Annotated in this window: 24 protein-coding genes and 1 other RNA gene; 6 read left to right on the top strand and 19 right to left on the bottom strand. The window is 62.9% G+C overall.

The window, feature by feature from the left end; genetic code table 11:
- Positions 1–19 precede the first annotated feature (19 nt).
- On the bottom strand, positions 20–649 hold the full coding sequence (locus JWR51_RS04040) for an NADPH-dependent FMN reductase (protein WP_299744013.1): 630 nt from the start codon (positions 647–649) through the stop codon (positions 20–22).
- Between the two features lie 101 nt (positions 650–750).
- Positions 751–1143 carry a helix-turn-helix domain-containing protein gene (locus JWR51_RS04035; RefSeq protein ID WP_299744010.1) on the bottom strand — a complete coding sequence of 131 codons (393 nt, stop codon included), beginning with the start codon at positions 1141–1143 and terminating at the stop codon, positions 751–753.
- Between the two features lie 109 nt (positions 1144–1252).
- Here JWR51_RS04035 and JWR51_RS04030 point away from each other — a divergent pair, with 109 nt between their 5' ends.
- The gene (locus JWR51_RS04030; RefSeq protein ID WP_299744007.1) at positions 1253–2056 is read left to right on the top strand and encodes a nucleotidyltransferase domain-containing protein; all 804 of its coding nucleotides are present in this window, start codon (positions 1253–1255) and stop codon (positions 2054–2056) included.
- A gap of 2 nt (positions 2057–2058) precedes the next feature.
- Here the strand turns inward: JWR51_RS04030 and corA are convergent, their stop codons facing one another.
- The 13 genes from corA to rsmH all read right to left on the bottom strand — a co-directional run bounded on the left by corA (position 2059) and on the right by rsmH (position 17395).
- The gene (gene corA, locus JWR51_RS04025; protein WP_299744004.1) at positions 2059–3042 is read right to left on the bottom strand and encodes a magnesium/cobalt transporter CorA; all 984 of its coding nucleotides are present in this window, start codon (positions 3040–3042) and stop codon (positions 2059–2061) included.
- A 239-nt stretch (positions 3043–3281) separates the two neighbouring features.
- The gene (gene ftsA / locus JWR51_RS04020; RefSeq protein ID WP_299744001.1) at positions 3282–4595 is read right to left on the bottom strand and encodes a cell division protein FtsA; all 1314 of its coding nucleotides are present in this window, start codon (positions 4593–4595) and stop codon (positions 3282–3284) included.
- A complete protein-coding gene (locus JWR51_RS04015) occupies positions 4592–5470 on the bottom strand; it encodes an FtsQ-type POTRA domain-containing protein (RefSeq protein ID WP_299743999.1) in 879 nt (292 codons plus the stop codon). The genes ftsA and JWR51_RS04015 overlap by 4 nt, the downstream gene beginning before the upstream one ends.
- The gene (locus tag JWR51_RS04010) at positions 5458–6378 is read right to left on the bottom strand and encodes a D-alanine--D-alanine ligase (protein ID WP_299743997.1); all 921 of its coding nucleotides are present in this window, start codon (positions 6376–6378) and stop codon (positions 5458–5460) included. The genes JWR51_RS04015 and JWR51_RS04010 overlap by 13 nt, the downstream gene beginning before the upstream one ends.
- Positions 6375–7793 (bottom strand): UDP-N-acetylmuramate--L-alanine ligase, encoded by a 1419-nt coding sequence (gene murC, locus JWR51_RS04005; protein WP_299743995.1) that lies wholly within the window; start codon positions 7791–7793, stop codon positions 6375–6377. Before murC ends, JWR51_RS04010 begins: the two co-directional genes overlap by 4 nt.
- Positions 7790–8905 (bottom strand): undecaprenyldiphospho-muramoylpentapeptide beta-N-acetylglucosaminyltransferase, encoded by a 1116-nt coding sequence (gene murG / locus JWR51_RS04000; protein WP_299743993.1) that lies wholly within the window; start codon positions 8903–8905, stop codon positions 7790–7792. Before murG ends, murC begins: the two co-directional genes overlap by 4 nt.
- Entirely contained in the window at positions 8902–10065 is a 1164-nt protein-coding gene (locus tag JWR51_RS03995) for a putative peptidoglycan glycosyltransferase FtsW (RefSeq protein WP_366525544.1), read from the bottom strand. The genes murG and JWR51_RS03995 overlap by 4 nt, the downstream gene beginning before the upstream one ends.
- A 106-nt stretch (positions 10066–10171) precedes the next feature.
- On the bottom strand, positions 10172–11257 hold the full coding sequence (gene mraY / locus JWR51_RS03990) for a phospho-N-acetylmuramoyl-pentapeptide-transferase (protein ID WP_299743991.1): 1086 nt from the start codon (positions 11255–11257) through the stop codon (positions 10172–10174).
- 26 nt (positions 11258–11283) lie between these two features.
- Complete coding sequence (gene murF / locus JWR51_RS03985) at positions 11284–12672, bottom strand: UDP-N-acetylmuramoyl-tripeptide--D-alanyl-D-alanine ligase (RefSeq protein ID WP_299743988.1); 1389 nt, start codon at positions 12670–12672, stop codon at positions 11284–11286.
- A gap of 162 nt (positions 12673–12834) precedes the next feature.
- Positions 12835–14277 (bottom strand): UDP-N-acetylmuramoyl-L-alanyl-D-glutamate--2,6-diaminopimelate ligase, encoded by a 1443-nt coding sequence (locus JWR51_RS03980; protein ID WP_299743986.1) that lies wholly within the window; start codon positions 14275–14277, stop codon positions 12835–12837.
- A gap of 24 nt (positions 14278–14301) precedes the next feature.
- Positions 14302–16014 carry a penicillin-binding protein 2 gene (locus tag JWR51_RS03975; protein WP_299743983.1) on the bottom strand — a complete coding sequence of 571 codons (1713 nt, stop codon included), beginning with the start codon at positions 16012–16014 and terminating at the stop codon, positions 14302–14304.
- Positions 16014–16397 carry a hypothetical protein gene (locus JWR51_RS03970; RefSeq protein WP_299743982.1) on the bottom strand — a complete coding sequence of 128 codons (384 nt, stop codon included), beginning with the start codon at positions 16395–16397 and terminating at the stop codon, positions 16014–16016. Before JWR51_RS03970 ends, JWR51_RS03975 begins: the two co-directional genes overlap by 1 nt.
- Positions 16394–17395: a 16S rRNA (cytosine(1402)-N(4))-methyltransferase RsmH gene (rsmH, locus tag JWR51_RS03965; RefSeq protein WP_299743980.1), complete on the bottom strand. Its 1002-nt coding sequence runs from the start codon at positions 17393–17395 to the stop codon at positions 16394–16396. Before rsmH ends, JWR51_RS03970 begins: the two co-directional genes overlap by 4 nt.
- Positions 17396–17614: 219 nt before the next feature.
- Here rsmH and JWR51_RS03960 point away from each other — a divergent pair, with 219 nt between their 5' ends.
- From JWR51_RS03960 to JWR51_RS03940, 5 genes are all read left to right on the top strand, one after another.
- Complete coding sequence (locus tag JWR51_RS03960; RefSeq protein ID WP_299743977.1) at positions 17615–19099, top strand: CHASE3 domain-containing protein; 1485 nt, start codon at positions 17615–17617, stop codon at positions 19097–19099.
- Positions 19096–19542 (top strand): response regulator, encoded by a 447-nt coding sequence (locus tag JWR51_RS03955; RefSeq protein WP_299743974.1) that lies wholly within the window; start codon positions 19096–19098, stop codon positions 19540–19542. Before JWR51_RS03960 ends, JWR51_RS03955 begins: the two co-directional genes overlap by 4 nt.
- A gap of 3 nt (positions 19543–19545) precedes the next feature.
- The gene (locus tag JWR51_RS03950; protein WP_299743971.1) at positions 19546–20574 is read left to right on the top strand and encodes a histidine kinase dimerization/phosphoacceptor domain -containing protein; all 1029 of its coding nucleotides are present in this window, start codon (positions 19546–19548) and stop codon (positions 20572–20574) included.
- 143 nt (positions 20575–20717) lie between these two features.
- The gene (locus tag JWR51_RS03945) at positions 20718–22922 is read left to right on the top strand and encodes an EAL domain-containing protein (protein ID WP_299743968.1); all 2205 of its coding nucleotides are present in this window, start codon (positions 20718–20720) and stop codon (positions 22920–22922) included.
- A gap of 147 nt (positions 22923–23069) precedes the next feature.
- Positions 23070–23507, top strand: coding sequence for a VOC family protein (locus tag JWR51_RS03940; protein ID WP_299743965.1), 438 nt, complete (start codon positions 23070–23072; stop codon positions 23505–23507).
- Between the two features lie 49 nt (positions 23508–23556).
- On the opposite strand, the gene rnpB is transcribed toward JWR51_RS03940, so the two are convergent.
- From rnpB to metF, 4 genes are all read right to left on the bottom strand, one after another.
- Positions 23557–23948: RNase P RNA component class A (gene rnpB / locus JWR51_RS03935), an RNA gene on the bottom strand.
- 185 nt (positions 23949–24133) lie between these two features.
- The gene (locus JWR51_RS03930; RefSeq protein ID WP_299743962.1) at positions 24134–24871 is read right to left on the bottom strand and encodes a DnaJ family molecular chaperone; all 738 of its coding nucleotides are present in this window, start codon (positions 24869–24871) and stop codon (positions 24134–24136) included.
- 135 nt (positions 24872–25006) lie between these two features.
- A complete protein-coding gene (locus tag JWR51_RS03925) occupies positions 25007–25876 on the bottom strand; it encodes a hypothetical protein (protein ID WP_299743959.1) in 870 nt (289 codons plus the stop codon).
- A 184-nt stretch (positions 25877–26060) separates the two neighbouring features.
- Positions 26061–26957, bottom strand: a complete 897-nt coding sequence (gene metF, locus JWR51_RS03920) for a methylenetetrahydrofolate reductase [NAD(P)H] (protein WP_299743956.1) — start codon at positions 26955–26957, stop codon at positions 26061–26063.
- Between the last annotated feature and the right edge of the window lies 1 nt (position 26958).

The following is a 26958-nucleotide window of genomic DNA, read 5'->3' as shown; positions in this document are numbered from 1 at the left end:
CGCCCGTCTGGAGCCAGCTCTAAGCCCCAGCAGCCTTGAGAGCCGCCTGGTGATCGAATGGCTCTACTGCGGCCAGTTCCCGGCCGGCCCTGAGCGTATTGGTCCACCACGCCAGATGATCGAGCATCATGCTCGCCGCATCGTCGAGGTAGGGATAATCGGCGAAACTTTTGCCCTGCATCAGCATGCCGACAAACTCTGTCGCCCCGATATGAACGGTATGCTTCAGCGACGTCATATGGAGTTCGGCGACCACCAGCCGCAATTGTTCCACCGCCCGCGCCCCGCCAACGCCGCCATAAGCTACGAAGGTTGCGGGCTTGCGCCCGAACTCCGCATACGCATAGTCCAGCGCGTTCTTCAGCACAGCTGGCATGCTATGGTTGTATTCCGCGGTGACGAAAATATAGCCATCGAACTCCGCCACCTTGCGGCCCCAGGCAAGGGCCACGGCGTTCTGCGGCGGCACAAACATCGGCGACCCCGCCTCCTCGAAGAACGGCATGGGATAATCTCGCAAGTCGACGATTTCGTACGTCGCATCGTCACGTGCCTTGGCAATGTTCATCAGCCATTCCGCCGGCTTGTCGGCAAAGCGGGTGGGTCGTGTCGTGCCCAATATGATGGCGATCTTGGGTTTGGTGGTCACTTTGATTTCCTTGCTGGTTGATCCAGCCCGGAAATGGGGTCAACGGCCGTCCGCCCTCAAGGCGGCACTTTTTGGTTAGGGACGAACAAATTTGTCGCGCGTCAGGCGCTTTCGCTCTCTTCGGCGTCGAACAGCCGCCGCGATTCGGTGATCCCGGCCATATTGCCGGTCGCCCAGACATGCAGCAGGGACAATGGCTCCAGCAGCCCCTGCGCCCGCTCGGTGAGTTCATAGTCGACCCTTGGCGGGACTGTCGGCGCCACCCGGCGCGCGACCAGTCCATCCCGCACCAGGCTGCGCAGGGTCAGCGTGAGCATGCGCTGCGAAATACCTTCGACCAGGTTTTCCAGTTCGGAGAACCGCACCCGCCCCTTGGACAGATTGCCCAGGACCGCCACCGTCCACTTATCGCCCAGCGTCGCCAGGATTTCTCCGCTCGGCCGGCAATCCTCGGGCAGGTGCGTCGCGGCATTCTTGAAAATGTATTTGCTCATGGCATCAGGCTACTCCGCTTGCCCATATAGGTCAAAATTGGGGGCCACCAAGGTGTTGTCATTGCCGTCCTGCCGTGGCTTTCTACCGCGTGCATCGTGGGAGATCGGCATGAACCAGCAAGACCTGATCCACGCCGTCCAAGCGGACCTGGCGCATGAACCCGCCATCCATGCTCTGTTCCTGGCCGGCAGCTATGGCCGGGGCACGGCCGACGAATATAGCGATGTCGACCTGATCGCGCTGGTGGCGCCTGAGGATCAGCCGGCGCTCGCCGCCCGCTGGCGCGAGGTGTTGCATGCGATCACCCCAATCGTGTTCTGGAACGAGTTGAACCGTGGCGGCCTGATCATCAATGCCGTCTCGGAAGAGTGGCTACGCTGCGACCTCAGTATCGTTGCGCCCGACAATCTGGGCCGGCGTGCCAAGAATACCGTAAAACCACTGATCGATCGCAACGGTCTCTACGACACGCTACCCGACAGCCTGCCGCCCAAGGCGCCTGATCCAGGCAAGGTCCACTACCTGATCCACGAATTCATCCGCATGCTGGGCCTGATCCCTGTCGCCGTCGGCAGACGGGAATATGTCACCATGGTGCTGGGCGTAGGCATGCTGCGCGACCACCTGGCGACCCTGTTGATGCAGGACGTGACCAATCCAGACCCCGGCGGCATCCTGCATCAATCCAAGCTTCTGCCGCCCGACCAGATGCAATTGCTCGCCTCCCTGCCCTATCCGGGACCGGAGCGCGACGCACTGATCGCGGCCAATTTCGAGATTGCCCGCCAATTCATGCCGCGGGCGCGGGCGATGGCCAAGCGACTGGATATCGCTTGGCCCGAAGAGTTTGAGGCCGCGACCCGCCGGCGGCTGAGCCTGACGCTGGGCGAGGCCGCCGGACGCGCTTGGTAGGCTTAGAGCCAGCCGCGCCGTTTGAAGTAGAAATACGGCAGGACCGCCGAGAGCACCATCAGCCCCAGGGCGAACGGGTAGCCGAAGGTCCACTGCAGTTCGGGCATGATCTGGTAGTTCATGCCATAGATCGAGGCCACCAGCGTCGGCGGCAGGAACACCACGGCCGCCACCGAGAAGATCTTGATGATCTGGTTCTGCTCCAGATTGATCAGGCCAAGCGTAGCGTCGAGCAAGAAATTGATCTTGCTCGACAGGGTCCGCGCGTGTTCCCCCAGCGAGAGTGCGTCGCGCTGGATCAGCTTGATCAACTGCCGTGTCTCACGCCCGGCCTTGGTGGTGGGGGCGTCGGGCGCCGAGTGAAACGCCGCCAGCCGCGAAATACTGACCAGGCTCTCCTGTACCATCGTCAGCAATTCGGCCTTGGCACCGATCTGTTCGATGATCGAGCGCAGATCCTGCTGCAATTGCTTGGCGCTGGACTTCTTCTTGCGGAACACATCGCGCGAAATATGGTCGATCTCGTAGCCGACCCGTTCCAGCGCGTCGGCGGTCCGATCGATCATCGCCTCCAGGAGCCCCAGGAAGACCTGCTCGCCCGAGCCGCAGATGATGCCCTTGGCCTTTTGTGCCCGCATCAAAAACGCCAGGAACGGCTTGGGTTCGGCATAGCGCACCGTCACCAGGGTCATGCCCTTGAGAATAAAGGTGACCGGGGTCTTGGATGGCTCCTCGGTGTCCAGCTTGAACAGCGCGGTCATGGTCATGAACTCGGCGCCGTCTTCATTGTAGAGCCGGGCCGACAGCTCGATCTCTTCCATTTCCGCCTGCGTCGGAATGACGATGCCCAGCATCGACTCGACAAGGTTGTCTTCTTCGGGCGTCGGATCGAGCAGGTCGAGCCAGACCAGTCCGTCGGTCAAACTGCCCTCGGATACGGGAACCTGGATGAGTTTATTGGTTTGATGTTGATATGCGCGCAGCATGGCAAGGCTCCTGGGCAAGACCGGTTACGGTCCCGCCGAGCCGACATCGCTGTCAGGCGCGCAGGACCGCGAATGGGATCGAAGAACAACTTCGACTGTCGGGGTTCATGGGGTTTCTCTGGGTTGAAGTGGAAGGACCACTGCGCGCGTCATGCGCCCGCGCAACGGGCCTGTCAACGCACTTGGGGACGCTGCACGGCAGCCTTGCCAAAATGTAATGAGGGCGGGTTTGACCACCCTCAGAAGCTCGTGCGCAGCCAGTGTCCGACGCGCGAAAAATAGCCGTCCGTGCCGGTCAATTTGCGCGCGCCGCGCGGCTCGACATACTCCTGCGAACACACCTGCGGATAGATCAGCATGCCCGCCACGCTGGCAAACGCCGCGCCCTTGGCCATTTCCGGCAGGCCCGCAATGCCCATCGGCCGCCCATTGCGCACATTGCGCGCCAGAATACGCCGCGCCACCTCGGGCAGGCCGGTCATCTCGCTGGCGCCGCCGGTCAACACGAACCGCCGCCCGCACACATCCATCATGCCAGTCGCCTGCATCCGATCGCGGATGGCGGTGAGGATTTCCTCGATGCGCGGCCGCATGATGCGCGTCAGCACCGAACGGGCCACCTGCCCCGGCGCCTCATCATGCGTTGCGCCCACCGGCTGGATCGAGATCATGTCGCGCTCGTCCGCCTGACCCGGCAGCACCGAGCCATAGAACGTCTTCAACCGTTCCGCGTCAGCCACGCTCACAGAGAGCTGCCGCGCGATATCCAGCGTCAGGTGATGCCCGCCAATGGCGATCGCATCGGCATAGCAAAGATGCCCGTCATTAAAGACCGACACCGTCGTCGTCGCGCCGCCAAAATCGATGCAGGCCACGCCAAGCTGGCTCTCGTCATCCACCAGCACCGCCAGCCCCGACGCATAGGGCGTGGCAATCAGCGCTTCGATCTGCAGGTGGCACCGATGCAGAACCAGCTCCAGATTGCGCATCGCCAGCGTCTCGGAACTCACCACCGCCACATCGACGCCAAGCTGGTCGCCGACCATCCCTTTGGGATCGCGAATGCCCTTCTGCCCGTCCAGCGAATAGCCGATCGGCAGCGCATGGATGATCGACCGCTCCGGCCGCACACTGCGCTCGTTGACGGCCTTCAGCACCCGATGAATGTCGGATTTTTCGACTTCCTGCCCATCCAGCGACACCGCCGCAGAGAACATCTCCGAGCCCAGCCGGCCCGCCGTCACATTAACGATCACCGATTCCAGCGTTAGCCCGGCGGCGCGCTCCGCCATGCCGACGACCGAACGGATCGCCTGTTCGGCCTTTTCGATATCGGAGACGACGCCGCTCTTGACGCCCGAGGACGGTCCATATCCGAACCCGATCACCTCAGCCTGGTGCGAGCGTCCGCGCAGCGCCTTGCCTTCGGCGCGCGGCGTCAGGCGGGCGATGACGCAACAAATCTTGGTCGAGCCGATATCGAGCACCGCCACCAGGGTGGTCTTGCCGGGTTGCACGGGCCGCAGCCGCGATGTCATCGAATCGGTCATCATTTCTTTGGGGGTTCTTCTGTCTTGGTCGGGCGCACCGCCACAATGCTGGCAACACGCAGGTCGATCTGGGTCACGTCGCGATCGAGCAGTTGGAAATCGGTCTGGTAGTAGTCGAGCCGCTTGAGTGCCTGAGCCACCCCTAGCTCAGGCAATTGCACGCGCAGCCCAGTGTCGTAAATCAGGTCCCAACGCCGGTCGGCGATGCGCGAAAGCGCCACCAGCCCGTCCTGCAGATGCGGATATTGCTTCAGCGCCATGATCATCACCAGCGCATCGTCGGCGGCGCCGTCGCCCACCACCAGCGGCAGCTCGCCATAGGTGCCGTGATCTTCGCCGATCTGCTCACCCTCGCCGTCGACGACGAAGGTCACGCCATCAACACGCCAGCGTGCCACCGGCACCTTCTCGGTGATGGTGACCACGAGATCACCCGGGTAAATCTTGCGGATATTGACGGTCTCGACCGACGGCAATTCGGCGATCCGCTGCCGCGCCGCTTCCACGTCGAAGCTGACGTTCGAGGTATGCGGCTCGACCCCCAGCGCGTCGAAAATCGACTGCTCGCTGGTCAACGACTGCCCGCTGATGGAGATTTCACCAATCGCGAAGGCGGTATGGCCCAATTGTCCCTGCGCCACCACGGCCAGGTTCGCGCTAGCTTGCATGACGGTATCGCGCACTTCGTAGAGCACGCCGGCCGCCACCACGGCGACCACCGCAACGACGATCCGCACCACTGCGGTGCGATGCAAAATCCAGGTCCGGCCGAAATTATTGCGCAGCCGCCGACGCGGCGCAGACACATGCACAGGCAGCGCGCGCGGGTCGATAACCCTTGCGCCGGCGAGAATCGCCTTGGTGCCTACCTGTTGCAACTCGCGTCCTCCACCATCCAGGCGACCAGTTCCTCGAACGAATGCCCGGCATGCAAAGCTTGCTCAGGCACCAGCGAGGTCTGGGTCATCCCCGGCTGGGTATTGATTTCCAGGCACACCAGTTCGCCGTCCTCGCCCGCCGCCTCATTGTAGCGGAAGTCCGTCCGCGTCACGCCCCGGCACCCGAAAGCCGCATGTGCGGCCAAGGCCATCTTCTGCACTTTGTCGTAAATTTTCGGTTTCAGTTGCGCAGGAATGATGTGGACGGAGCCACCCGCGGCGTACTTGGCGTCGTAGTTGTAGAAGTCGAGACTGGTGATGATTTCCGTCACCCCCAGCGCAACGTCGCCCATCACCGCACAGGTCAGTTCGCGCCCGGGAATATAGCGCTCGACCATCAGGTCTTCGCCCGATTTCCAGTCTTCCCGCAGGATTTCCTGCGGCGGATGGCTGGTTTCGGCCTTGACGATAAACACGCCAAAACTCGATCCATCAGCAATCGGCTTGATGACGTATGGAGGCCGCATCACATGCGCGCGGCCCGCTTCCGCCCGTGACACGATCACGTGATCGGTCACCGGCACGCCCGCCGCCTTCAGCATGATCTTGGCCTGATGCTTGTCCATGGCGAGTGCCGAGGCCAGCACGCCCGAATGGGTATAGGGCAATTCCATCAGTTCCAGGACGCCCTGGATCATCCCGCTTTCGCCGAACGGTCCGTGCAGCGCATTAAAGGCCACGTCGGGCTTGAGCGCGGTCAGCACGGCCACGACATCGCGCCCGACATCGACTTCAGTCACCTGATAGCCGGCCCGCCGCAACGCAGCCGCACATTCGGTGCCCGACTTCAACGACACCGGCCGCTCCTGCGACCACCCGCCCATCAGGACGGCAACATGCTTGCTCATTGAACGTCCTTCCCGAGCAGCGCGCCGAGTTCCCCGGGCAGCGCCCCGGCCCACTGGGTGATATTGCCCGCCCCGAGCAGCACCACATAATCCCCATCCGCCGCACGCTCGGCGATCAACGCCGGCAGGTCTTCGGGCTTGTCGAGCACCCGCGCATCGCGATGTCCGCGCGCCCTGATGCGGTTGACCAGTTCCTCATGCGTCACGCCGGGAATGGGCTGCTCGCCCGCCGCATAGACCGGCGCCACGATCACTGTGTCCGCATCGTTGAAGCAGGCCGAAAAATCGTCGAACAGGTCATGCAGGCGGCTATAGCGATGCGGCTGCACCACCGCGATCACGTCGCGCTTGGTCGATTGCCGCGCCGCCCGCAGCACCGCGGCGATTTCCACCGGATGATGCCCGTAGTCGTCGATCACCGTGATCCCGCCAACGACGCCGGTCTTGGTGAAGCGACGCTTGACCCCGGTAAAGCCCTTGAGCCCCTTACGGATCGCCTCGGCCGGCACGTGCAATTGGTCCGCTACCGCGATCGCCGCCGTCGCATTGAGGGCGTTGTGCACCCCAGGCATCGGCAGTTCGAGCCCGTCGATGCGCAACTGCGTCATGCGAATGCGATCGCGAATTTCCACCGCGAAATGGCTGACCCCGTCGATGGTTTCCAGGTCCACCAACCGCACATCGGCCTGCGGATTGGTGCCATAGGTAATCACCCGCCGGTCGCGGATTTCACCCACCAGCGCCTGCACTTCGGGATGATCGAGGCACATCACCGCAAAGCCGTAGAACGGCACGTTCTCGACGAAATTGTGGAAGGCTTTCTTGACGCCTTCGAAGTCGTGATAATGATCCAGATGTTCGGGATCGATATTGGTGACGATCACCACATCGGCCGGCAGCTTGACGAAAGTGCCGTCGCTCTCGTCGGCCTCCACCACCATCCATTCGCCCTCGCCCAGCCGCGCATTGGTGCCATAGGCATTGATGATGCCGCCATTGATCACGGTCGGATCGAGATTGCCGGCATCCAGCAACGTGGCCACCAGCGTCGTGGTCGTGGTCTTGCCATGCGTGCCGCCGATGGCGATGGCATTCTTGAAGCGCATGATTTCGGCCAGCATTTCGGCCCGCCGCACCACTGGAAGCCCACGCGCGCGCGCCGCGTCGAGCTCGGGATTGCCCTTCTTGATCGCCGACGAGACGACAACAACCGCTGCCTCGCCCAAGTTCTCGGCCCGCTGGCCGATTTCGATCTTGATGCCCATGCTTTGCAGGCGCTGCACATTCGGATTGGCGGCGGCGTCGGAGCCCTGCACCACATAGCCCTGGTTGTGCAGGATTTCGGCGATCCCGCTCATGCCGATCCCGCCGATACCGACGAAGTGGACCGGCCCGATGTTGCGCGGCATTTTCATGAGGTGTGTTCCATTTCGGTCGTGCCCTTGCCGGCCAGCATTTCGGCCAGGTCCGCCAGCTTTTCGACGGCCAGCGGCTGGCCTAGTGCGCGAGCCGCGTTGGCGGCCGTCCGCAGGGCATCAGGATCGGTTAACAAAGTCGTGAGCCGAGTGCCGAGTGAATACGGCGTAAGCGTGGCCTGCTCGGCAATCCAGCCGGCACCGACCGCCTCCATCACCATGGCATTGTTCTTCTGGTCGGCATCGATCGCGCCCGGCAGCGGCACCAGGATCGCGGGCCGCCCCAGCACGCACAGCTCAGTAATGGTGGACGCGCCCGAGCGCCCGATCACCAGATGCGCCCGCGCCATGCGCTCCGGCAGATCGTCAAAGAACGCCGCCAGCTCCACATTGACCTTGGCCAGCCGATAGGCTTCCGTCACGCGGTCTAAATCCTCCGCCCGACACTGCTGCACCACCTGCAACCGATGCCTGATCTCTTCGGGCATCAGCGCAATCGCCGGCGGCACCAGGTCGGCAAACGCCCGCGCACCCTGGCTGCCGCCAAAGATCACCAGCCGGAGCGGGCCCTGCTCGTCCAGCGCCGGATAAGGCGTGCGCGCAATCGCCCGCACCCGGTCGCGCACCGGATTGCCCGTCACCCGCTTTTCCAGCGTCAGTGCATCGGCGAACTTGGTCTGCGGAAAGCTCATCGCCAGAATATCGGCAAACCGCGACAGCGCCCGGTTGGCCCGTCCGAGAACCGCATTCTGCTCGTGCAAAATCCCAGGAATGCCGCGCAGGCTCGCCGCGACGAAGGGCGGAAAGGTCGGATAGCCGCCGAACCCGATCACCGCATCCGGCCTGATCTTGCCCAGCTTGCCGAACGCCACCGCGATCCCGCCGACAATCTTGAATCCACCGGTCACGAACTTGATCGGGTTGCTCAGCGACGGCGTTGCCGCCGGGACCACATGGATTTCCTTCGCCGGAAAATCGGCCCCGTAATTGGCCACCCGGTGATCGGTCATCAATACGACCGCATGCCCGCGCCGGCCCAATTCCTGTGCCAGTGCCATGGCCGGGAAGAGATGTCCTCCCGTGCCGCCCGCCATCAAAACAAATGTCTTCATTCCGCTGGCGCCAGCGCGCTGCGATAGACCGGTATGCCCGTGGTCAGCCGCTCCTCGGGCTTGGATCGCGTCAGCGCCAGCATCAGCCCCATGCCGAAGGCGATGGCGATCATCGACGTGCCACCATAGCTGACGAAGGGCAGCGTCATGCCCTTGGGCGGGATCAGGTTGAGGTTCACCGCCAGGTTAATACCCGACTGCATGGCGAACTGGATCGCCAGCGTCGACGCCGCCAGTCGCGCGAACAGGCTCGTCTGCCGCTGCGCCCCGAGCATGGCCCGAATCACGATGAAGCAGATCAGCCCGACCAGAACCATGCAGAACAAAATGCCGAATTCTCCGGCCGCCGCCGAGAACACATAGTCGGCGTGGGCGTCGGGGATCAGCTTCTTGGCCTCGGACTCGCCCGGCCCCCGGCCGAACCAGCCACCCTCAAGCAAGGACTGCAGCGCCCGGTCGATCTGGTAGGTATTGCCGCCCCCCTCCGGGTTGAGGAAGGTATCCACGCGTTTGGAAAAGTGCGGGAAGAAAATATAGGCGCCGAACAGCAGCCCGCCGCCGGCACCCGCCATGCCGAAAATGATCCACCAGGAAATCCCCGATACGAACATCAGAGCCGCCCAAGTGGCCAGGATCAGCGCCGTCTGCCCGATATCGGGCTGCAGCAGCAAGCCGGCGACGATGGTGAATGCAATCACGGTCGCGATGATCTTGCCCGGCACGTTCCTGAGCACCATGCTTTCGGAAAACAGCCATGCGCCCAGCACCGCGAAGGCCGGCTTGACGAATTCCGACGGCTGGATCGACTGGCCCATGAAGGACACCCAGCGCCGCGCGCCTTTGACTTCCGTGCCGAATTTCAGCGTCGCCCAGAGCAACGCCACGCTGACGATCAGCGTGCCCAGCGCCCAAAAGCGCGCCTGCCGGTGGTTCAGAAATGAGGCTGCAATCATCACCGGCAGCGCTGCGAGGCAGAACAGCGCGTGGCGGATCACGAAGAACCAGGGCGACAGCCCGATGCGCTCGGCCACCGGGGGGCTGGCGGCAAAGCTCAGCACCATGCCGCAGGTCATGAGCAGGATCAGCGCCCCGAGCAATTCGCGGTCGATCGACCACCACCACTCCGCCAAGGGCGTCTTCTCTGCGCGGGAAAACATCATGCGCGCGCCGGTCGGACCGGCCTCCTGGAAGGGAAAAACAATTCCCCGCCATTCTAGCCCGCCGATGGTTACCGATTTCCCACCGCTTTTGCGTTTTGCGAGTCAGCTAGCGGAGTTTGAGGCTCGACAGCCCGATCAGCGCCAGCACGAAGGAGATAATCCAAAACCGGATCACCACCTGACTCTCGGTCCAACCCAGCGCCTCGAAATGATGATGGATTGGCGCCATGCGGAATACCCGCTTGCCCGTCAGCCGGAACGAAGCCACCTGCACGATGACCGATACGGTCTCCAGCACGAATAGCCCGCCGATGATCGCCAGCACGATTTCATGCTTGGTCGCCACCGCGATGGTGCCCAGCGCGCCGCCCAGGGCCAGCGAGCCGGTATCGCCCATGAAGATCTGCGCAGGTGGCGCGTTGAACCAGAGGAACCCCAGCCCTGCCCCGATCAGCGCTCCGCACACGACCGATAGCTCTGCCGTGCCCGGCGTATAATTGAGGAACAGATAGTCCGAAAACGTCACGCTGCCGACGAGATAGGCGATCAGCGCAAAGCAGGCTGCCGCCACCATGACCGGCACGATCGCGAGGCCATCGAGACCATCGGTCAGGTTGACCGAATTGCCCGCCGCCATGATGACGAAGCCGCCCAGCACTATGAAGAAATAGCCCATGTTCCAGGCCAGTCCCTTCACGAACGGGAACAACAGCGACGTGGCATAGGCCGGCTCGCTCAGTCGGGAAATGGCGTAGCAGGCGATGAGCCCGATAATGGCCTCGATCAGCAGGCGCTGCCTGCCGCCAAAGCCCTTGTGGCTCATACGCTTGACCTTGAGGTAGTCGTCGTAAAAGCCGATGGCGCCAAAGCCGATGGTGACGAAAAGCACCACCCACACATAGCCATTGGCCAGGTTCGACCACAGCAGCGTCGACAGCACGGCGCCCGACAAAATCATCAGCCCGCCCATGGTCGGCGTGCCTTTTTTGGTCAAAAGGTGCCCGGCCGGGCCATCTTCGCGGATCGGCTGGCCACGGCCCTGCTTGAGGCGGAGGAGGGCGATCATGCCGGGGCCGAACATGAACACGAAGAACAGCGCCGTGACCACCGCGCCGGCGGTGCGGAAGGTGACGTAGCGGAAAACGTTGAATGCTGTGAGGCTGTCGCTGAGCTGACCGAGAAAATACAACATGCTTGGACGTGTCCTCGTCTCGGGGTTCAGGCGAACCGCTTGCGGATCTTTTCCACGATATCCGCAAGCCCGATGCCGTTGGATGCTTTGACCATAACTGTGTCGCCATAGGCAAGATCGCGCAGCACAATCTCCGCCATCTCGATTACGGCCTGTGTATGGGCGGTGACCCGCTCGGGGCCCAGTGCCGAAACCAGCGCCGCCATTTGTGGGCCGACAAGGTAAATTCTCTCTGCGCCAGAGGCACTTACGGCATCGGAAAGGCTGGCGTGAAGCTGCGGGCTTTGTTCGCCAAGCTCCAGCATATCGCCAAGGACCAATACTTTGCGTCCAAGCGCGGTCTGACTGGAGAAGACGTCGAGCGCGGCAATCATCGAGGCAGTGTTGGCATTGTAGCTTTCATCCAGCAGGATAAGCGGCTTATCCTCATCGCCGAAACTGAGCTTCTGCCCCCGGCCGACCTGCGCGCCGAAGGTGGCGAGCGCTGCCAGCGCTACCGCGGGCTCGACGCCGGCGATGAAGCTGACGGCCAGCGCGCCGGTCGCATTGGCGACCATGTGGCGACCCGGAACATTGAGCACCAGGTCGTATTTGGAGCCAGAATGGTGGATTTCTGCGAAGCTTTTGTCTGCCACTGTTTCGTATTTGGCGATGTGCCAGCCGCTGTCCGGCGAAAAGCCATAGGTGACGACGGATTCGACACCGACCGCCGCCGCGTGTTCGCGCAGCGTGTCGATCTGCTCATGATCGGCATTGAGGACGGCGGTCCCGCCCGGTTCGAGCCCGGTGAAAATTTCTGCCTTGGCCGCAGCGATCCCCTCCAGCGATCCGAAGGCCTCCAGATGCGCCGGAGCGACCGTGGTGATCAGCGCGATGTGCGGGCGCACCATCTTGGCCAGTGGCTCGATTTCACCGGCATGGTTCATGCCCATTTCGAAGACGCCGAACTGGGCTTCCTCGGGCATGCGCGCCAGCATCAGCGGCACGCCCCAGTGATTGTTGAAACTCTTGATCGACGCATGGGTCTGGCCGGCGGCGGCGAAGACGGTGCGGATCATTTCCTTGGTGGTGGTCTTGCCGACGCTACCGGTGACGCCGACGATATTGGCGCGGCTGCGAGCGCGGGCGGCGCGCCCCAGATCGGCTAGGGCTTCGAGTGCGTCAGGCACCACGATAGTGCCGGGACCGCCAGCCTTGCCCTCGCTGACCAATGCCGCGACCGCGCCGTCAGCCAGGGCGTTGGCGACGAAGCCGTGCCCGTCGAAGCGATCACCCTTGATGGCGACGAACAATGCGTCGGGACCGATCTCGCGCGAGTCGATGGTGATGGAATTGATGGCGGGCGCGGTTACGCCGTCAGCGTGGCCGCCGGTGGCCGCGAGGACGGCGTCGAGGGTGAAGAGGGGTTTGGTCATGGCCGGACAGTACCGCTTGCTCGATTTGGCACCCTCCCCCTTGCGGGGAGGGTTGGGGAGAGGGCCGGACCTGCTCTATGCATAGTGCCCAGCCACCACCCCCTCCCAACCTCCCCCCTCGAAGGGGAGGTGCTGCCTCGAGTATCTGGCTCGTTCAAATTCTTATCCCTTGATCGCTTCCGCCACCACTTCATGGTCGGAGAAATGGTGCTTCGTCGTGCCGACGATCTGATATTCCTCATGGCCCTTGCCGGCAATCAGGAGAACGTCGCCCGATTTCAAGGCCTTGATCGCCGTGACGATGGCGCTCTTGCGGTCGCCGATCTCCTTGGCCCCCTTGGCGGCGGCGAGGATTTCCTTGCGGATGGTCGCGGCGTCTTCGGTGCGCGGATTATCGTCGGTCACGATTACGCTATCGGCAAGTTCGCTGGCGATTGCGCCCATTTGTGGACGCTTGCCTTTGTCGCGGTCCCCGCCACAGCCGAACACCACCCGCAGCGAGCTTGTCGCGTAAGGCCGCAGCGCGTTCAGTGCCGTCTTCAGCGCATCGGGCGTGTGCGAATAGTCGATGAAAATGGCTGCACCCTTGTGCTCGGCTACCAGCTCCAGACGCCCCTTGGCACCTTTCAGTTCGCTGAGCGCGGGAAATGCATGTTCCTTGTCGGCGCCGCTCGACATAGCCAGAGCCGCCGCGACCAACGCGTTGCTGACCTGGAATTCGCCGGTCAGCGGCAGATGAAAGCTCAGTTTTTCGCCGACATGACGAACCTCGACGCGTTGGCCATAGCCCTCGGTCTCGATCGACAGGATTTCGATGTAAGCACCTTCGCGGCCCACGGTTAGCAGCGTTGAGCCATTGCCCAGGGCGGCGAACATGAAGGGCTCGTATTCGGGATCGTCGACATTGACCACTGCTGGCCCGCCATTGACCAGAAGGTCGGTGAACAGGCGCAGCTTGGCATTGCGATAGGCGTCCATGTCCTCATGGTAGTCGAGATGGTCGCGGCTGAGATTGGTGAAGGCCACCGCCTCGAAATGAATGCCGTCGAGCCGCCGCTGCTCCAGCCCGTGGCTGGAGGCCTCGAGAGCCACATGGTCGATGCCCTGCGCCTTGAGCGCCCGCATCGACTGATGCAGATTGCGGGCGTCGGGCGTGGTCAGGCTGCCATCGATATGGCGGGTCGCGGTATCGACACCGAGCGTGCCGATGCTGGCCCCAGCGATGCCCGCATAGGTCCAGATTTGGCGAACGAACGAGGCCACGGAGGTTTTGCCGTTGGTGCCCGTCACCGCCACGTTGATTTCCGGCTGGGGCTCGAAGATGCGCGATGCCGCACGGGCATAGGCCGCACGCACGTCGCTGACCACGATGACCGGCACACCCGGATCGCCCACCGGGTGCATATCGGTGATGACGGCGAGCGCCCCACGCCGCACCGCTTCATCGATGAATGCGTTGCCATGGATCTTGCCGCCCGGCAGCGCGAAGAAGATGTCGCCCGGCTCGATATTGCGGCTGTCCGAACGCAGGCCGAATACGGCGCCAAGCCCCCGTTTGGGGCGAGCACCCGAGCCTTCGAGCAGTTGAGATACGCTGAGTGACACTAGAGGCTATCCTTCTGGATCAATCTATCTGATGAGATTGGGAGGAACCATGGCATCGTCGAGCGCCTGGCTGAAATTGGGGGCGATGCCCAGCATTGGAGCGACGCGCTGCACGATGCGACCGCTCATCATGCCCGCATTGAAGCCTGCTGTATCGCCCGACTGGGCATTTTCCGGCTTTGGTTCGTCCACCACCACAACCAGGGCATATTGCGGGTCGTCCATCGGGAACACCGCCGCGAACACGTTGAAGTCCTTGCTGTGCGAATAGACGCCGTTCTCGACTTTTTCGGCCGTGCCGGTCTTGCCGCCGATGCGGTAGCCCTTGGACACTTTTTCGGTCTGGCTGCCCGAGCCTTCCAGCGCGTTGAGCCGCATCAAGTAGCGCATGTCCCGGCTGGTCTCGGGCTTGAGGACGCGCACATATTCCGACTGCGCTTCCTCAAGGCTGCGCCGATAGAGCGTGGGCGCGATGTAATTGCCGCCATTGGCGATGGCCGACATCGCCACCGCCATGTGCAGCGGTGAAACGCTCAGACCATGCCCGAAGCTCATGGTGGCGGCGCTGATGTCCGACGGGTTTTTCGGCACGTTCGGCAGCCGCATTTCCGGCAGCTCGAACGGCACGCGCGTATCCAGCCCCATGCGGGTCAGGAACGCGCGGTAGTTCTCCTTGCCCATCGCCTGCATGACGCGGATTGTGCCGATATTGGAGGAGTATTTGTAGATTTCGGGCACCGACAGGATGCGGTGCTTGCCATGGAAATCGTCGATCGTATAGCGGCCGTAGCGAATGCCGAACCGTGCATCGAACTGATCGTTGAGCGTCACCGCCCCGCTATCGATGGCGCCCGCAATAGTAATGGTCTTGAAGGTCGACCCCAGCTCGTAAATGCCGGCAGTGATGCGGTTAAAGCTGTCCTTGACCAGAGCGCTCGACGGATCGTTGGGATCGAAATCGGGGACCGAGGCCAGGGCGATGATTTCGCCGGTATGGATGTCCATCATCACGCCGGCCGCCGCGATCGCCTTGTAGCGGGTCAGCGCATCGACCATTTCCTCGTGCACGATGTGCTGCACGCGCATGTCGATCGAGAGTTCCACCGGCGCCAGCGCATTACCGCGCGCCAGGCCCAGGTCCTGCAGCAGTGCCACGTCCTCGACGTCCATGTGCTTTTCGATACCCGCAATGCCCTGATTGTCGATATTAGTCGAGCCAAGGATGTGCGACGCCTCGTTCATGCCCGGATAGAAGCGCTTGGATTCGGTCAGAAATTCGATGCCGGGAATACCCAGCCGCATCACCCGCTCTTCGATGGCCGGGCTCAACTCGCGCTGCAACCACACGAAGCCCTTGTCGCCGGTCAGCCGGCTGCGCAGCCAGCTTTCGCTCAGATTGGGCAGCACGGTGCGCAGCTTGGCGACGGCTTCTTCCACGTCGATGATGCGGCGCGGCTCGGCATAAAGCGAGGGCACGCGGATATCGACGGCCATTTCCAGGCCATTTCGATCGAGGATCGGCGGCCGCGTTGCGGTGATCTCGGAGCGCGCCACCCCTTCGATGGAATTGTCAGGCTGGATCATGCCCAGTTGCACCAGCCGACCGCCGACCGTGGCAAAGCCCAACACGATCGCGAGGATAACCCAGCGCAGCCGCGCCTGGGTCATGTTTCCGCGCACCTTGCGGGTGCCGTCGAGCGCAATGGTCGGGGCGAAATCGTCGGCGGTGATCGCCATTACTCGATACCTTCAGAAGTCAGGATCGCATCAATCGGATCGACACCCGCATCGAGCGAGGCCAGTAAGGCGTCCAGCGCCGCATTGTCGGGCTGGGCCGGCCGCATCGGCAGATCGGCGAAAGCGCCAAACTGCTTCTGGGCCACCGGCACGATGGCCAGCGCCTCCTGATGGCGTTTGACGATGGGCTCGATATGCCCGGGCTGGTTCAGCACCGCTTCATCGGCCTTGAGCACCGAGAGGTCGCCCTCCTGGCTATCGATCAGGGCAATCAGCGCGGTGCGCTCGCTGGCGGTGTGCTCGATGGCGAATTTGAGCGCATAGACGCCCGACAGCATGACCACGCTGGTGAAGATCAGGATGATATTGATATTGCGGATCATGCGGCGCCCCTGACCTGGGGCACACCCAATCCGTCGAGGCGCACCGGCCGCGCGGGCGCGTCCGAGCGCTGGCCCGAGCGCAAGGTCGATGAGCGCGCGCGGGGGTTGCGGCCCAGCTCGGCCTCGCCGGCCGTGACGGCCTTACGAACCTCGATCCAGCGCCGTGCCTCGGTTTCCACCTGCGGAAGATGCCGCGATTGGGTCGGCCCGCCCTTGTCGGGATCGAAGAACCGCTTGGCAATCCGGTCTTCCAGCGAATGGAAGGTGATCACCGCCAACCGCCCGCCTTCGGGAAGCAGTCGTTCTGCCGCGAACAGGCCCTCGACCAATTGGTCGAACTCACCATTGACCGCGATGCGCAGCGCCTGGAAGCTGCGCGTCGCCGGATGAGCGTCACCGGGCTTGCGGCCGATGGCCTTCTCGATGATTTTTGCCAGTTCCAGCGTCGTGGTGATCGGCGCAATTTCGCGCGCGGTGACGATGAACTGCGCGATGCGCCGCGATTTGCGCTCTTCGCCAAACGCATAGAGCAGATTAGCCAGCGGCTCGGCATCGAGCGTGTTGACCAGGTCGGCAGCGCTCTCGCCCTGCCCGCTCATGCGCATATCGAGCGGTCCGTCGCGCATGAAGGAAAAGCCGCGATCGGCCTCGTCGAGCTGCATCGAAGAGACGCCGATATCCAGCACCACGCCGTCGATGGGGCCATGGGCCTCGGCTAGCGTGTCCAGCTCGGAAAACGTGCCGGGCACGAAGGTGAAAGTGTCGGGAAATTCGGCCGCCAGCGCATCGGCGAAGGGCTTGACGCGGGGGTCGCGGTCGATGGCGACGACGTGGGCGCCCGCCTGCAGCAGGGCGCGCGAATACCCGCCCGCTCCGAACGTACCGTCGACGATCCGCGCGCCGACCAGGGGGGCCAACGCCGCAAGCACTTCATCGAGCAGCACCGGAATATGGGGTCCGGCATTCTGGCTGGTATCGGGCAGGGAACGCTTGCCCATCTGGCGAACTCCAACACCGGCCGACAGGACCGGTACGCATAGTCTGCGCACTTTGACCAAGACGTTTTAAGATTCTGTTTCCCATTCGGGTTTTGGCACGATGTTTCGGTCGGCAACCCCATCGTCACCCGCTGAAAACCTGCACAATTAAACTTTGCATATTGCTCCCCTTTTGCCTTTGCGCCATGAACGTGGACCCGTGTGAAGGAACGCCTTTGAATGCCCATTTCCGGCAATGCCTTGGTCCGCTCGACCGCAGCGCTGCTGCTGGTCGGCCTGCTGGCATTGGCCGCCATCGTGGGCACCACGATCTGGCTGGTCGAACGCAACCAGGTTTATTTCGACCAGGGCTTGGAAGCCCGTATCATCCGCTCGGCCACGATCAATCTGCGCAATGCCCTGCAAGACGCCGAAACCAGCCAGCGCGGCTTCTTGCTGACCGGCGAAGACCGCTATCTGGAGCCCTACAATAAAGCGGTTCCACAGATCCCCGACCTGCTCGAACGTGTCGTTACGGTGCTGAAGCCCTATCCCGAAGCCCCGGCGGCGGGTTTGCGCGGCGGTGTCGCGGACAAGCTCGCCGAACTGACCGAAACGATTGCCCTGGCGCAGGCCGGCAACCGCGATCAAGCCATGGCGATCATCGAGACCGATCGCGGCAAGAATGCCATGGACGAGCTCCGCACTCTGTTCGACGGCATCATCTCGTCGGCTGAAGAACGTATCAGAGCCGGCATCGAGGACCAGCGCGGCTCCACCAATGCGCTGCGCTGGGTCACCATCATCGGCGCCTTCGTCATCTTCGTGGTGGTGGGCGGCTCCGCCTGGACCGTCATGGTCTATACGCGCGACATCGCCAGGGCGCGCGCCGACCTCGAAGCCGCCAATACCGGGCTCGAAGAGCGGGTGCGCGAGCGAACGGCCGATCTGGGCAAGGCCAACGAGGAAATCCAGCGCTTCGCCTATATCGTCACCCACGACCTGCGCGCGCCGCTGGTCAATATTATGGGCTTCACCGCCGAGCTGGAAAGCAGCGTCGGCACGCTGCAATCCTACATGAGTGGCCATGACGACGGCGATGATCCGCGCTGGAAGGAGGCGCGCCTTGCCGCCACCGAGGACCTGCCCGAGGCAATCGGCTTCATCCGCTCGTCCACCCGCAAGATGGATGGCCTGATCAACGCCATCCTGAAGATTTCCCTCGAGGGCCGTCGCCAACTGCGCCCCGAACAGGTCGACCTCAACGAGGTCATCGAAACCTCGACCTCGGCCGTGCATCACCAGATCAGCGAAAACGGCGGTTCGGTGACGAGCGACGTGAAGGTGCCGCGCATTGTCTCCGACAAGCTGTCGCTGGAACAGATTCTGGGCAATTTGCTGGATAATGCCGTCAAGTACCAGGATGCCGCCCGTCCACTGACCATCACGGTTAGGGCCGCCTTGGCCGCCGGCAATCGCATCCTCATCCACGTGCAGGACAATGGCCGCGGCATCGCGGGCGCCGACCATGAGCGCGTGTTCGAACTGTTCCGCCGCTCCGGCGCCCAGAGCCTGCCCGGCGAGGGCATAGGCCTCGCGCATGTGCGCACCATGGTGCGCAGCCTGGGCGGCGAAATCACGCTGGCCTCCGAACTCGGGACCGGCACCACTTTTACCATCAGCCTGCCGCGCGATCTGCGCGACCACGTCGGGAGCATGCAATGAGCAACGAAGCCAAACCGGTCACTATCGTCATGATCGAGGACGATGAGGGCCATGCCCGCCTGATCGAAAAGAATATCCGCCGCGCCGGCGTCTCCAACGAGATATTGCCCTTCACCAACGGCACCCGCGCGCTGGCCTTCCTGCTCGGCGCAGACGGCTCGGGCCTCGTCAACAAGGGAAGGCAATTGCTGATCCTGCTCGATCTCAACCTGCCCGACATGACCGGCGTCGATATCCTCGAAAAGCTCAAGGGCAACGATCACACCCGCTGCTGCCCAGTCGTCGTGCTCACCACCACCGACGACCAGCGCGAAATCCAGCGCTGCTACGACCTGGGCGCCAATGTCTACATCACCAAGCCGGTGAACTATGATGGCTTCGCCAACGCCATCAAGCAGCTCGGCCTGTTCTTCTCGGTCATGCAGATTCCGAAGGCCGACTGATCTATGCCCAACCGCATTCCGCGCGTGCTCTATATCGATGACGATCCCGGTCTCGCGCGCCTCGTGCAGAAAGCCATGGAGCGGCGCGGCTACTTCTTCGAACATGCAGCCACAGGGGAAACCGGTCTCACCCGGATCGCGCATGGTGGCATCGACGTCGTCGTCCTCGACCACTATCTGCCCACCGGCACTGGCCTTGACGTGCTGGCCGCGATGGCGTCGCTCAGCGACCATCCGGCCGTGGTCTATGTGACCGGCTCCGCCGAAACCGCCGTCGCCGTCGCCGCCCTGAAATCGGGCGCTACCGATTATGTGGCCAAAAGCCTCGACGACGATCTCATGGAATTGCTGGCTTCCGCCATTGACCACGCCGTCGAACGGGTCCGCCTTAACCGGGCCAAGTTGCTCGCTGAACGGGAGATGCGCGAAGCCCGCGAGCGCGCCGAAATGCTGCTGGGCGAGGTCAATCACCGCGTTGCCAACAGCCTCGCCATGGTCGCCGCGCTCGTCGGCCTGCAGGCCAATGCCCTGCAGAGCAGCGAAGCCAAGAACGCGCTGGCCGAAACCCAGGCCCGCATTTCCGCCATCGCCGGTGTGCACCGCCATCTCTACACCTCCGACGACGTCCGCACCGTCGAGATCGGCGACTATCTGCGCAGCCTCGCCGGCGAACTCGACGCCTCCATGAAGGCCGCCGGTCACCACGCGCTGATCAATGTCGAAGCGGTCAGCTTCCCCCTCGCCACCGAAAAGGCCGCCTCAGTCGGCGTCATCGTCACCGAACTCGTCACCAACGCCATGAAATACGCCTACCGCGACCAGCAAGGCGAGGTGCGCATCCGCCTGGTCCGTATCGGCGAGAGTGTCGAACTGCGTGTCGAAGACGACGGCATCGGCTGGGACGGCACCGGCACTCCGCAAGGCACGGGCCTGGGCAGCCGCATCGTCAAAGCCATGGCCCATAGCTTGGGCGCGACTGTCAGCTATGGCGGCGGGGCGGGCACCAGCGTGTCGTTGCAGTTTCCGGGATAGGCCACGGGATCCCACGGACGATTGAGGTCATCATGCGCGCCGCCGTTAAGGGGCTCTTCATCTACAACGCAAAGCATTATCAATATTAAGGCTCGCGCAAACACACCCCTCTAGGATGCTGGGTAACTGTGATGCGAGCCGAAATGATCCCTCCCACAACCGCCCCTCACCGGCTCTCCTTCCATATCGCGTGGATTTCGCTGGCATTTGGGTCTTTTCTCGTCCTCGCGCTGGTGCTTTGCGCGTCCTGGATGGCACGGGAAATCGACACGGCGGCTCTCAACGAACAAAAGAGCGCCATAGCGACCAACGTCGCGAGCATGGGCCAGCGCATTCAACTGGAGCAAAGCACCGCCGCAGACCGGACAGACGGCGTGTTCTATTCCATGCATGGCCGATTTGCCTGGGTCCCCAACGGTCTGGCCCAATGGATCAGTCAGCAGTTCAACCACGACCGCGTCTATGTCTATTACCTGGACGGATCGGTCTTGCAGGCCAGCTCGCACGGTCGACAGGCCAATGGCGCAATATTGTCATCTGACCGCCAGGCCGTGGCCTTGCTCAGCACACAGGTCGCCTACAACCTTTCCGCGCCGACGGTCGGAGGGCAGAGGCTCAGCGCCGGAAGCTTTGGGTTTCGGCGCCTGGAGGACGGTAGTCTCGCTTTCATCAGTGTGCGGCCGCTCGACGCATTTGCCAGCACGGCAGGCTTCTCCGGCAATCCACTGCTTCTGGCATCCGTGGTCCTGCTCAATGAGCAAGCCATGAACCCTATTTCACAACGCTTTGGCATTCCGGGAATCAGGACCGTCGGCGCATCCTTGTCCAGCGCGACAGTTGCTCTTAATGATGAGCTGGGCAGGCCCTTGGCTTACATTCAGTGGTCGCCTCCGGCTCCCGCGGCAAAGCTTTTCCAGCAGGTGGCGCTACCGGGGATCATGTCTATCGTGCTGGTGGGCGGCTGCATTTTCGGTCTTCTGGCATGGCTTCGGCGAACATCGCTGAGCCTGGAAAGCAGCCAGACCCATGCCAGCTTCCTGTCCCTGCACGACGCACTGACCGGCGCGGCCAATCGCATCCTGTTTGAGCAAAGCCTGCGCGAAGCGCTGCACTATCAGACGCTTGCCGAAAGCAAAGTGCTGCTAATCTCGGTTGATCTCGATCGGTTCAAGGAGGTCAACGACACCTTTGGCCACGCCGCGGGGGACGAGCTTCTCAGGGAAGTCGGACGCCGGCTTCTGGTCGAATTGCCCGAAGAAGCGACTTTGGCCAGGCTCGGAGGCGACGAGTTCGCCGTGGTCCAGCCGGGCATCGTGAGCGATGGTCATGCCAGATGGATATGCCAGCGCTTGCTGCAGGCGCTGTCCGATCCATTCGTGCTGTCGACCGGGATCATGAGCATCACGGTCAGCATGGGCTTTGCGGTGGAACCGCCAAGTGCCATTTCCCCCGAGGAACTGGCTCGACGCGCCGACGTCGCGCTGTATCACTCCAAGAAAGCGGGGCGCAATCGTTGCACGCTCTATGAGCCGGTCATGGATGCAGACCGCAAGGACCGCCTGACCCTTGAGGTCGATTTGCGAAACGCCCTGATGCAGGATGAGCTGCATCTGGCTTACCAGCCCATTTTTAGCGCCAGCGGCGGAACCATCGTTGGTGCCGAGGCCCTTTGTCGCTGGCAACACCCGGTCCGGGGTCTTATCTCCCCGGAGTTTTTCATCGGACTGGCCGAAGAAACCGGGATCATCGACGAGCTTGGACTGTGGGTTCTTCGGCGCGCATGCGTCCTTGCCAAGGAGATCGGCCTGCCCTGGATCGCGGTCAACGTTTCGCCGGTGCAGTTGAACCGGGCGGGCCTAGCCGAGCAGATCCTCAAAATTCTGCACGAAATCGGCTTCGAAGCCGATCGGCTGGAGATCGAAATAACCGAGGGCGTCCTCCTGCAGTGCTCGACCCAGGTTCAGGACACCCTGAGCAAATTGCGAGCCGCAGGCGTTCGCATTGCGATTGACGATTTCGGGGCGGGCTACGCCTCGATCAGCTACCTGCGCAACTACAAAATCGACAAGATCAAGATTGATCGCGCCTTCATCAAGTCACTGAACGACGATCCGTCTCTCATGCTGATCGTGCGCGCCATGATCGATATGGGCAAGGCGATGGGCCTCAGTGTCACGGCCGAGGGCGTGGAGGACGACGCCCAGCGTCGAGCACTGACGGCAATGGGATGCACACACCTGCAGGGCTTCCTGTTGTCGCGCCCGCTCCTGCCGGATCGCCTTGTTCAACTGCTGGCTGAGCCTGGATACGTGCCTTCTGATCGCATAGTGGCCAACAGCCTGTCTTGACGATCTTGAACTGCTCGCTCCTCGTAATTCACCAAAAAGGCCCTTCCGGCCATCTCCAACCTAAACCGTAAACTCATGAAACCCCTTGCTCATCTCGCGAGCGGTTTTATGAGTTATGGCCTGGACGACACCTTGGAGATTGGAAGCATGGCAATCAAACGGATGGATAACGTAGGGATCGTCGTCGATGACCTCGATGAGACGATTGAGTTCTTTGCCGAGCTCGGCCTTGAGCTCGAAGGGCGGGCCACGATCGAAGGAGAATGGTCCGGACGTGTCACCGGACTGCGCGATCAGCACGTCGAGATTGCCATGATGCGCACGCCGGACGGGCACAGCCGGCTCGAGCTATCCCGCTTCCTCACGCCGCCAGTCGTTGAGGATCACCGCAATGCCCCGGTTAACGCCCTGGGCTACCTCCGCGTCATGTTTACCGTGGAAGACGTCGACGACACAGTTGCAAGGCTCAGCAAGCGCGGCGCGCAGCTCGTCGACGAAATGGTGCAATATCAGGACGTGTATCGGCTCTGCTACATCCGCGGGCCCGGCGGGCTGCTCATCGGCCTCGCGCAAGAACTGAAGTAGCTCAGTTGGGCGACGAGCGGGCCTTGCGGTCGCCGCCCCCCAGAAAATCAACGCCAGTTGACCTGTAAGCCGGGTTCTGTAGGGCACGCACCTTGCGATGCGTACGTGGCGGCCATTCATCTTGAACGCCTGTTGCCAGGCGTTTCATGCAACCAACCCGGATGATCTGGCCTCAAAACAGGCTGGGGCCGAAGCCCCGCGTCATCCCTATTTGGTCTTGCTCCCGGTGGGGTTTACCGTGCCGTCCCTGTTGCCAGGTCCGCGGTGCGCTCTTACCGCACCCTTTCACCCTTACTCCGGCATGCCGGAGCGGTTTACTTTCTGTGGCACTTTCCCTGAGGTCGCCCTCGCCGGGCGTTATCCGGCACCGTGTTTCGATGGAGCCCGGACTTTCCTCCACCGCGCAGTTACCCACGCAGCAGCGGCCACCCGGTCAACTGGCAGGGGGACGTGTATGCAGGGCGTCGTGCGTCGTCAAGCAGCAAGGCCCCTCATCCCCCCTTCGGGCACCTTCTCCCACGAGGGGAGAAGGGGAAAGAATCGAAAGCTCTCAGTCATCACCCTCTCCCCTCGTGGGAGAGCGACAGCTTGCGACGCGTTCAGCGGAGCAAGCAGGGTGAGGGGCTCTAGGCGCTGAGCAGCGGCTGTACACGGGGCTTGGTGATCGCCCGGTAGGCGAGGTTAATGGCCGCCATCTTGGCGGTCGCCACGTCGATCAGCTCTTCGGGGACGCCCTTGGCGATCAGCCGGTCGGGGTGATGTTCGGCCACCAGCAGGCGATAGACCCGCCGCACTTCATCCGGCGGCGCATTGGGGGCCAGCCCCAGCACCAGATAGGGATCGACGCCTTCTTCCAGCATCACATGCTGGCTGGCCATCTGCTCGAACCGCGCCGGATCGAAGCCGAAAATATCGCTGACCGACTGCAGGTAATCCAGCTCCGCCTCATGCACCATGCCATCGGCGGTGGCGATGAAGAACAGGCTGTCGAGCACATGCTCCAGCGTTTCGGGGCTATCCTGGAAGAACCGGCCGATCTTGCGCGCATAATGCTCGTAGCCGGCCACATCCTGCTTGGCCAGGTTGAACAGGCGCTCCACCTGCGGCTCCTGCCCGGCGGTGATCTCGACCGTCATGTTGAAGGCCCGCACTTCGGACGCAGTCACGGCCCCGTCGGCGACAGCCATCTTGGCGGCGAGCGCAATCAGGGCCAGCGTGAACGCGGCCTCGCGCCCGCCCGGCAGCCAGGTGTCGGGGTCCAGAATATTGACCACCGAGCCGACGACGCCCGTGCGCTTGCTGAACGAACCGATGAATTCGGTCAGTCTCTGCCAGCCATCATGGTTCTCTTCGGGCCTGCGCACGCAGCTCAACATTCCGGCAGCCTTTCCCAAACGAAAGCGGCGCGCATCAGACGACGCAGCACCGCATATGTTCGTCCAGCATATATCGCAAGAGTGCGGCGGTCCACCGTCAGGAGTGCATGGCCGCTCTACGGATTAGTTGATGAATGGAAAAAACACCGCGTCGTCCTGCACCGGCCCGAGATAAACATCGCGGCGCGGACGGGGAGCGGCGCTATCGTCGTAATAGCCGTCCGGGAAAGCGCGCTCGCTGGTCACCGTCGCCGACGAGGATTGCTGCTGTGCTCGGCGGCGGGCGAGGAACTCGGACAGTGGGCCCGATTCCCAATCGCGCAGGTCATCCACGACCGCCGGTTGCGCATTGTTGTTGGCCAGCACTTCGGGCGGCAACACAATATCGTCATTGCGCGGCATGGTGGCGAGCGGACGTGTCACCGGCGTCGGTCGCATCGACAGCGGCATCGGCATGGGTGCGATGTTCGCCGGCGCCAGTGCGGCCACTTCGACAGGGTCGATGGCGACCGGAGCCTCCGGGGCGACAACCGGCTTGGCCGGCGCCACGACTGCGGTTTCGACCGGGGCGACGATGGGCTTGGTCACGGCCGGGGCCACTGGCTTGGCGGGCGCGGGGGCGACCACGGCCTGTGCCGGCTCGTCATCGCCGCCGGTGATATAGGAGGGCAATTTCTTGCCGGAGGACAGGAAGCTGTCGACCACCGGATTGGCAGCGGCGACGGGTTTGGCAGCGGCTGGAACCACCTGCTTGACCACGGGCGGCTGGGCTGGCGCGATCGCCGCCGTCTCGATCACCGGGGCATGGGGGCGCTGGCTCAGCGGCGCGGGAACCGGGGCTTCCGCGCGCGGCAATTCAGCGACGGTGGCGACGGCAAACTGGGGCTCATCGCCCATCAACTGCCGGGAAACGGCGTCAGCCACCGGTACGGCGACCACGACGAACAGGCCTGCCCAGGCCAGACCATTGGTAATGCGGCGGTTGATCTGCATGTTTCCCAGTCCCGAATTGCTCCGCCCTCACGGGCGACAAAGCCGGTTTTCATGGCCAATTTGTGAACTGGCACCGTCTTCCACGACACTCCCTGCGACCTGAATGGGACCTGAACGACGCTTCTTCAAGCTCGATGGCCGCCGAGCGCGGCCCTCATGGCACCAGATTATGGTGAACGCAAGGTTAATCGGGCCGCTTGCCTAACAGCCTCGCAAGAGCCAAAGCGAGATTTGATCGGTTGAGCGTATAGATGTGGAACTCGGTCACGCCCTCGTCGAGAAGCTCGATCACCTGCTCTGCGGCAACGGCCGACGCCACCAGCGCGTGGGTTTCCGGATCATCCTCCAGCCCCTCGAAGCGCTCGGCCATCCAGGCCGGAATGGTCGCGCCGGTGCGGGCCGCAAAGCCCGAAATCTGCTTGAAGCTGTGGATCGGCTGGATGCCCGGCACGATCGGCGCCGTCACCCCGGCCGCGCGGGCCCGCTCGACATAACGCAGGTAATCGGCGTTCTTGAAGAACATCTGGGTGATCGCGCGGGTCGCACCGGCATCGATCTTGCGCTTGAGATTGGCGATATCGCTATCCCAGTCCGGGCTCTGCGGATGCCGCTCCGGATAGGCGGCGACCGAGATATCGAAATCCCCGATCTTGCGGATACCTTCCACCAGTTCGGCGGCATTGCGATAGCCTTCGGGGTGCGCGGTGAACGGCTGGCCCACGCCCTCCGGCGGATCGCCGCGCAACGCCACGATGCGGGTAATCCCCGCCGCCTGATAGCCGCGCACCACCGCATCGACCTCGTCGCGCGAGGCGCCGACACAAGTCAGGTGCGCCGCCGCGTCCACTCCAGTATCTGCCTTGATCGAGGACACCATGCGCAGCGTGCGCTCGCGCGTCCCGCCGCCGGCCCCATAAGTGACCGACACGAAGCGCGGCTTGAGCGGGGCCAGCTTGTGGATCGACTCCCAGAACTTCTGCTCCATGACGTCGGTCTTGGGCGGAAAGAACTCGAAGCTGAGCTGCAATTCGGGCCGCTTTTCCGCGGTCAAACGGCTGGCGCGGGCGTTGTCGTCAATCATG

The sequence above is a fragment of the Devosia sp. genome (genome assembly GCF_028290625.1).
Lineage (GTDB): Bacteria > Pseudomonadota > Alphaproteobacteria > Rhizobiales > Devosiaceae > Devosia.
This window is presented reverse-complemented; position numbering and strand designations above follow the sequence as displayed.

Excerpts from the sequence above, each read along its gene's own strand:
- metF (WP_299743956.1), bottom strand. The coding sequence starts at position 26,957 with ATGATTGACGACAACGCCCGCGCCAGCCGTTTGACCGCGGAAAAGCGG.
- rsmH (WP_299743980.1), bottom strand. The coding sequence starts at position 17,395 with ATGGGCAAGCGTTCCCTGCCCGATACCAGCCAGAATGCCGGACCCCAT.
- JWR51_RS03925 (WP_299743959.1), bottom strand. The coding sequence starts at position 25,876 with ATGCAGATCAACCGCCGCATTACCAATGGTCTGGCCTGGGCAGGCCTG.
- JWR51_RS03950 (WP_299743971.1), top strand. The coding sequence starts at position 19,546 with ATGCCCAACCGCATTCCGCGCGTGCTCTATATCGATGACGATCCCGGT.
- corA (WP_299744004.1), bottom strand. The coding sequence starts at position 3,042 with ATGCTGCGCGCATATCAACATCAAACCAATAAACTCATCCAGGTTCCC.
- JWR51_RS03995 (WP_366525544.1), bottom strand. The coding sequence starts at position 10,065 with ATGATGTTTTCCCGCGCAGAGAAGACGCCCTTGGCGGAGTGGTGGTGG.
- murC (WP_299743995.1), bottom strand. The coding sequence starts at position 7,793 with ATGAAAATGCCGCGCAACATCGGGCCGGTCCACTTCGTCGGTATCGGC.
- JWR51_RS03960 (WP_299743977.1), top strand. The coding sequence starts at position 17,615 with ATGCCCATTTCCGGCAATGCCTTGGTCCGCTCGACCGCAGCGCTGCTG.
- murF (WP_299743988.1), bottom strand. The coding sequence starts at position 12,672 with ATGACCAAACCCCTCTTCACCCTCGACGCCGTCCTCGCGGCCACCGGC.
- JWR51_RS03940 (WP_299743965.1), top strand. The coding sequence starts at position 23,070 with ATGGCAATCAAACGGATGGATAACGTAGGGATCGTCGTCGATGACCTC.
- JWR51_RS04010 (WP_299743997.1), bottom strand. The coding sequence starts at position 6,378 with ATGAGCAAGCATGTTGCCGTCCTGATGGGCGGGTGGTCGCAGGAGCGG.
- JWR51_RS04035 (WP_299744010.1), bottom strand. The coding sequence starts at position 1,143 with ATGAGCAAATACATTTTCAAGAATGCCGCGACGCACCTGCCCGAGGAT.
- ftsA (WP_299744001.1), bottom strand. The coding sequence starts at position 4,595 with ATGATGACCGATTCGATGACATCGCGGCTGCGGCCCGTGCAACCCGGC.
- murG (WP_299743993.1), bottom strand. The coding sequence starts at position 8,905 with ATGAAGACATTTGTTTTGATGGCGGGCGGCACGGGAGGACATCTCTTC.
- JWR51_RS03970 (WP_299743982.1), bottom strand. The coding sequence starts at position 16,397 with ATGATCCGCAATATCAATATCATCCTGATCTTCACCAGCGTGGTCATG.
- JWR51_RS04030 (WP_299744007.1), top strand. The coding sequence starts at position 1,253 with ATGAACCAGCAAGACCTGATCCACGCCGTCCAAGCGGACCTGGCGCAT.
- JWR51_RS03955 (WP_299743974.1), top strand. The coding sequence starts at position 19,096 with ATGAGCAACGAAGCCAAACCGGTCACTATCGTCATGATCGAGGACGAT.
- JWR51_RS03945 (WP_299743968.1), top strand. The coding sequence starts at position 20,718 with ATGATCCCTCCCACAACCGCCCCTCACCGGCTCTCCTTCCATATCGCG.
- mraY (WP_299743991.1), bottom strand. The coding sequence starts at position 11,257 with ATGTTGTATTTTCTCGGTCAGCTCAGCGACAGCCTCACAGCATTCAAC.
- JWR51_RS03975 (WP_299743983.1), bottom strand. The coding sequence starts at position 16,014 with ATGGCGATCACCGCCGACGATTTCGCCCCGACCATTGCGCTCGACGGC.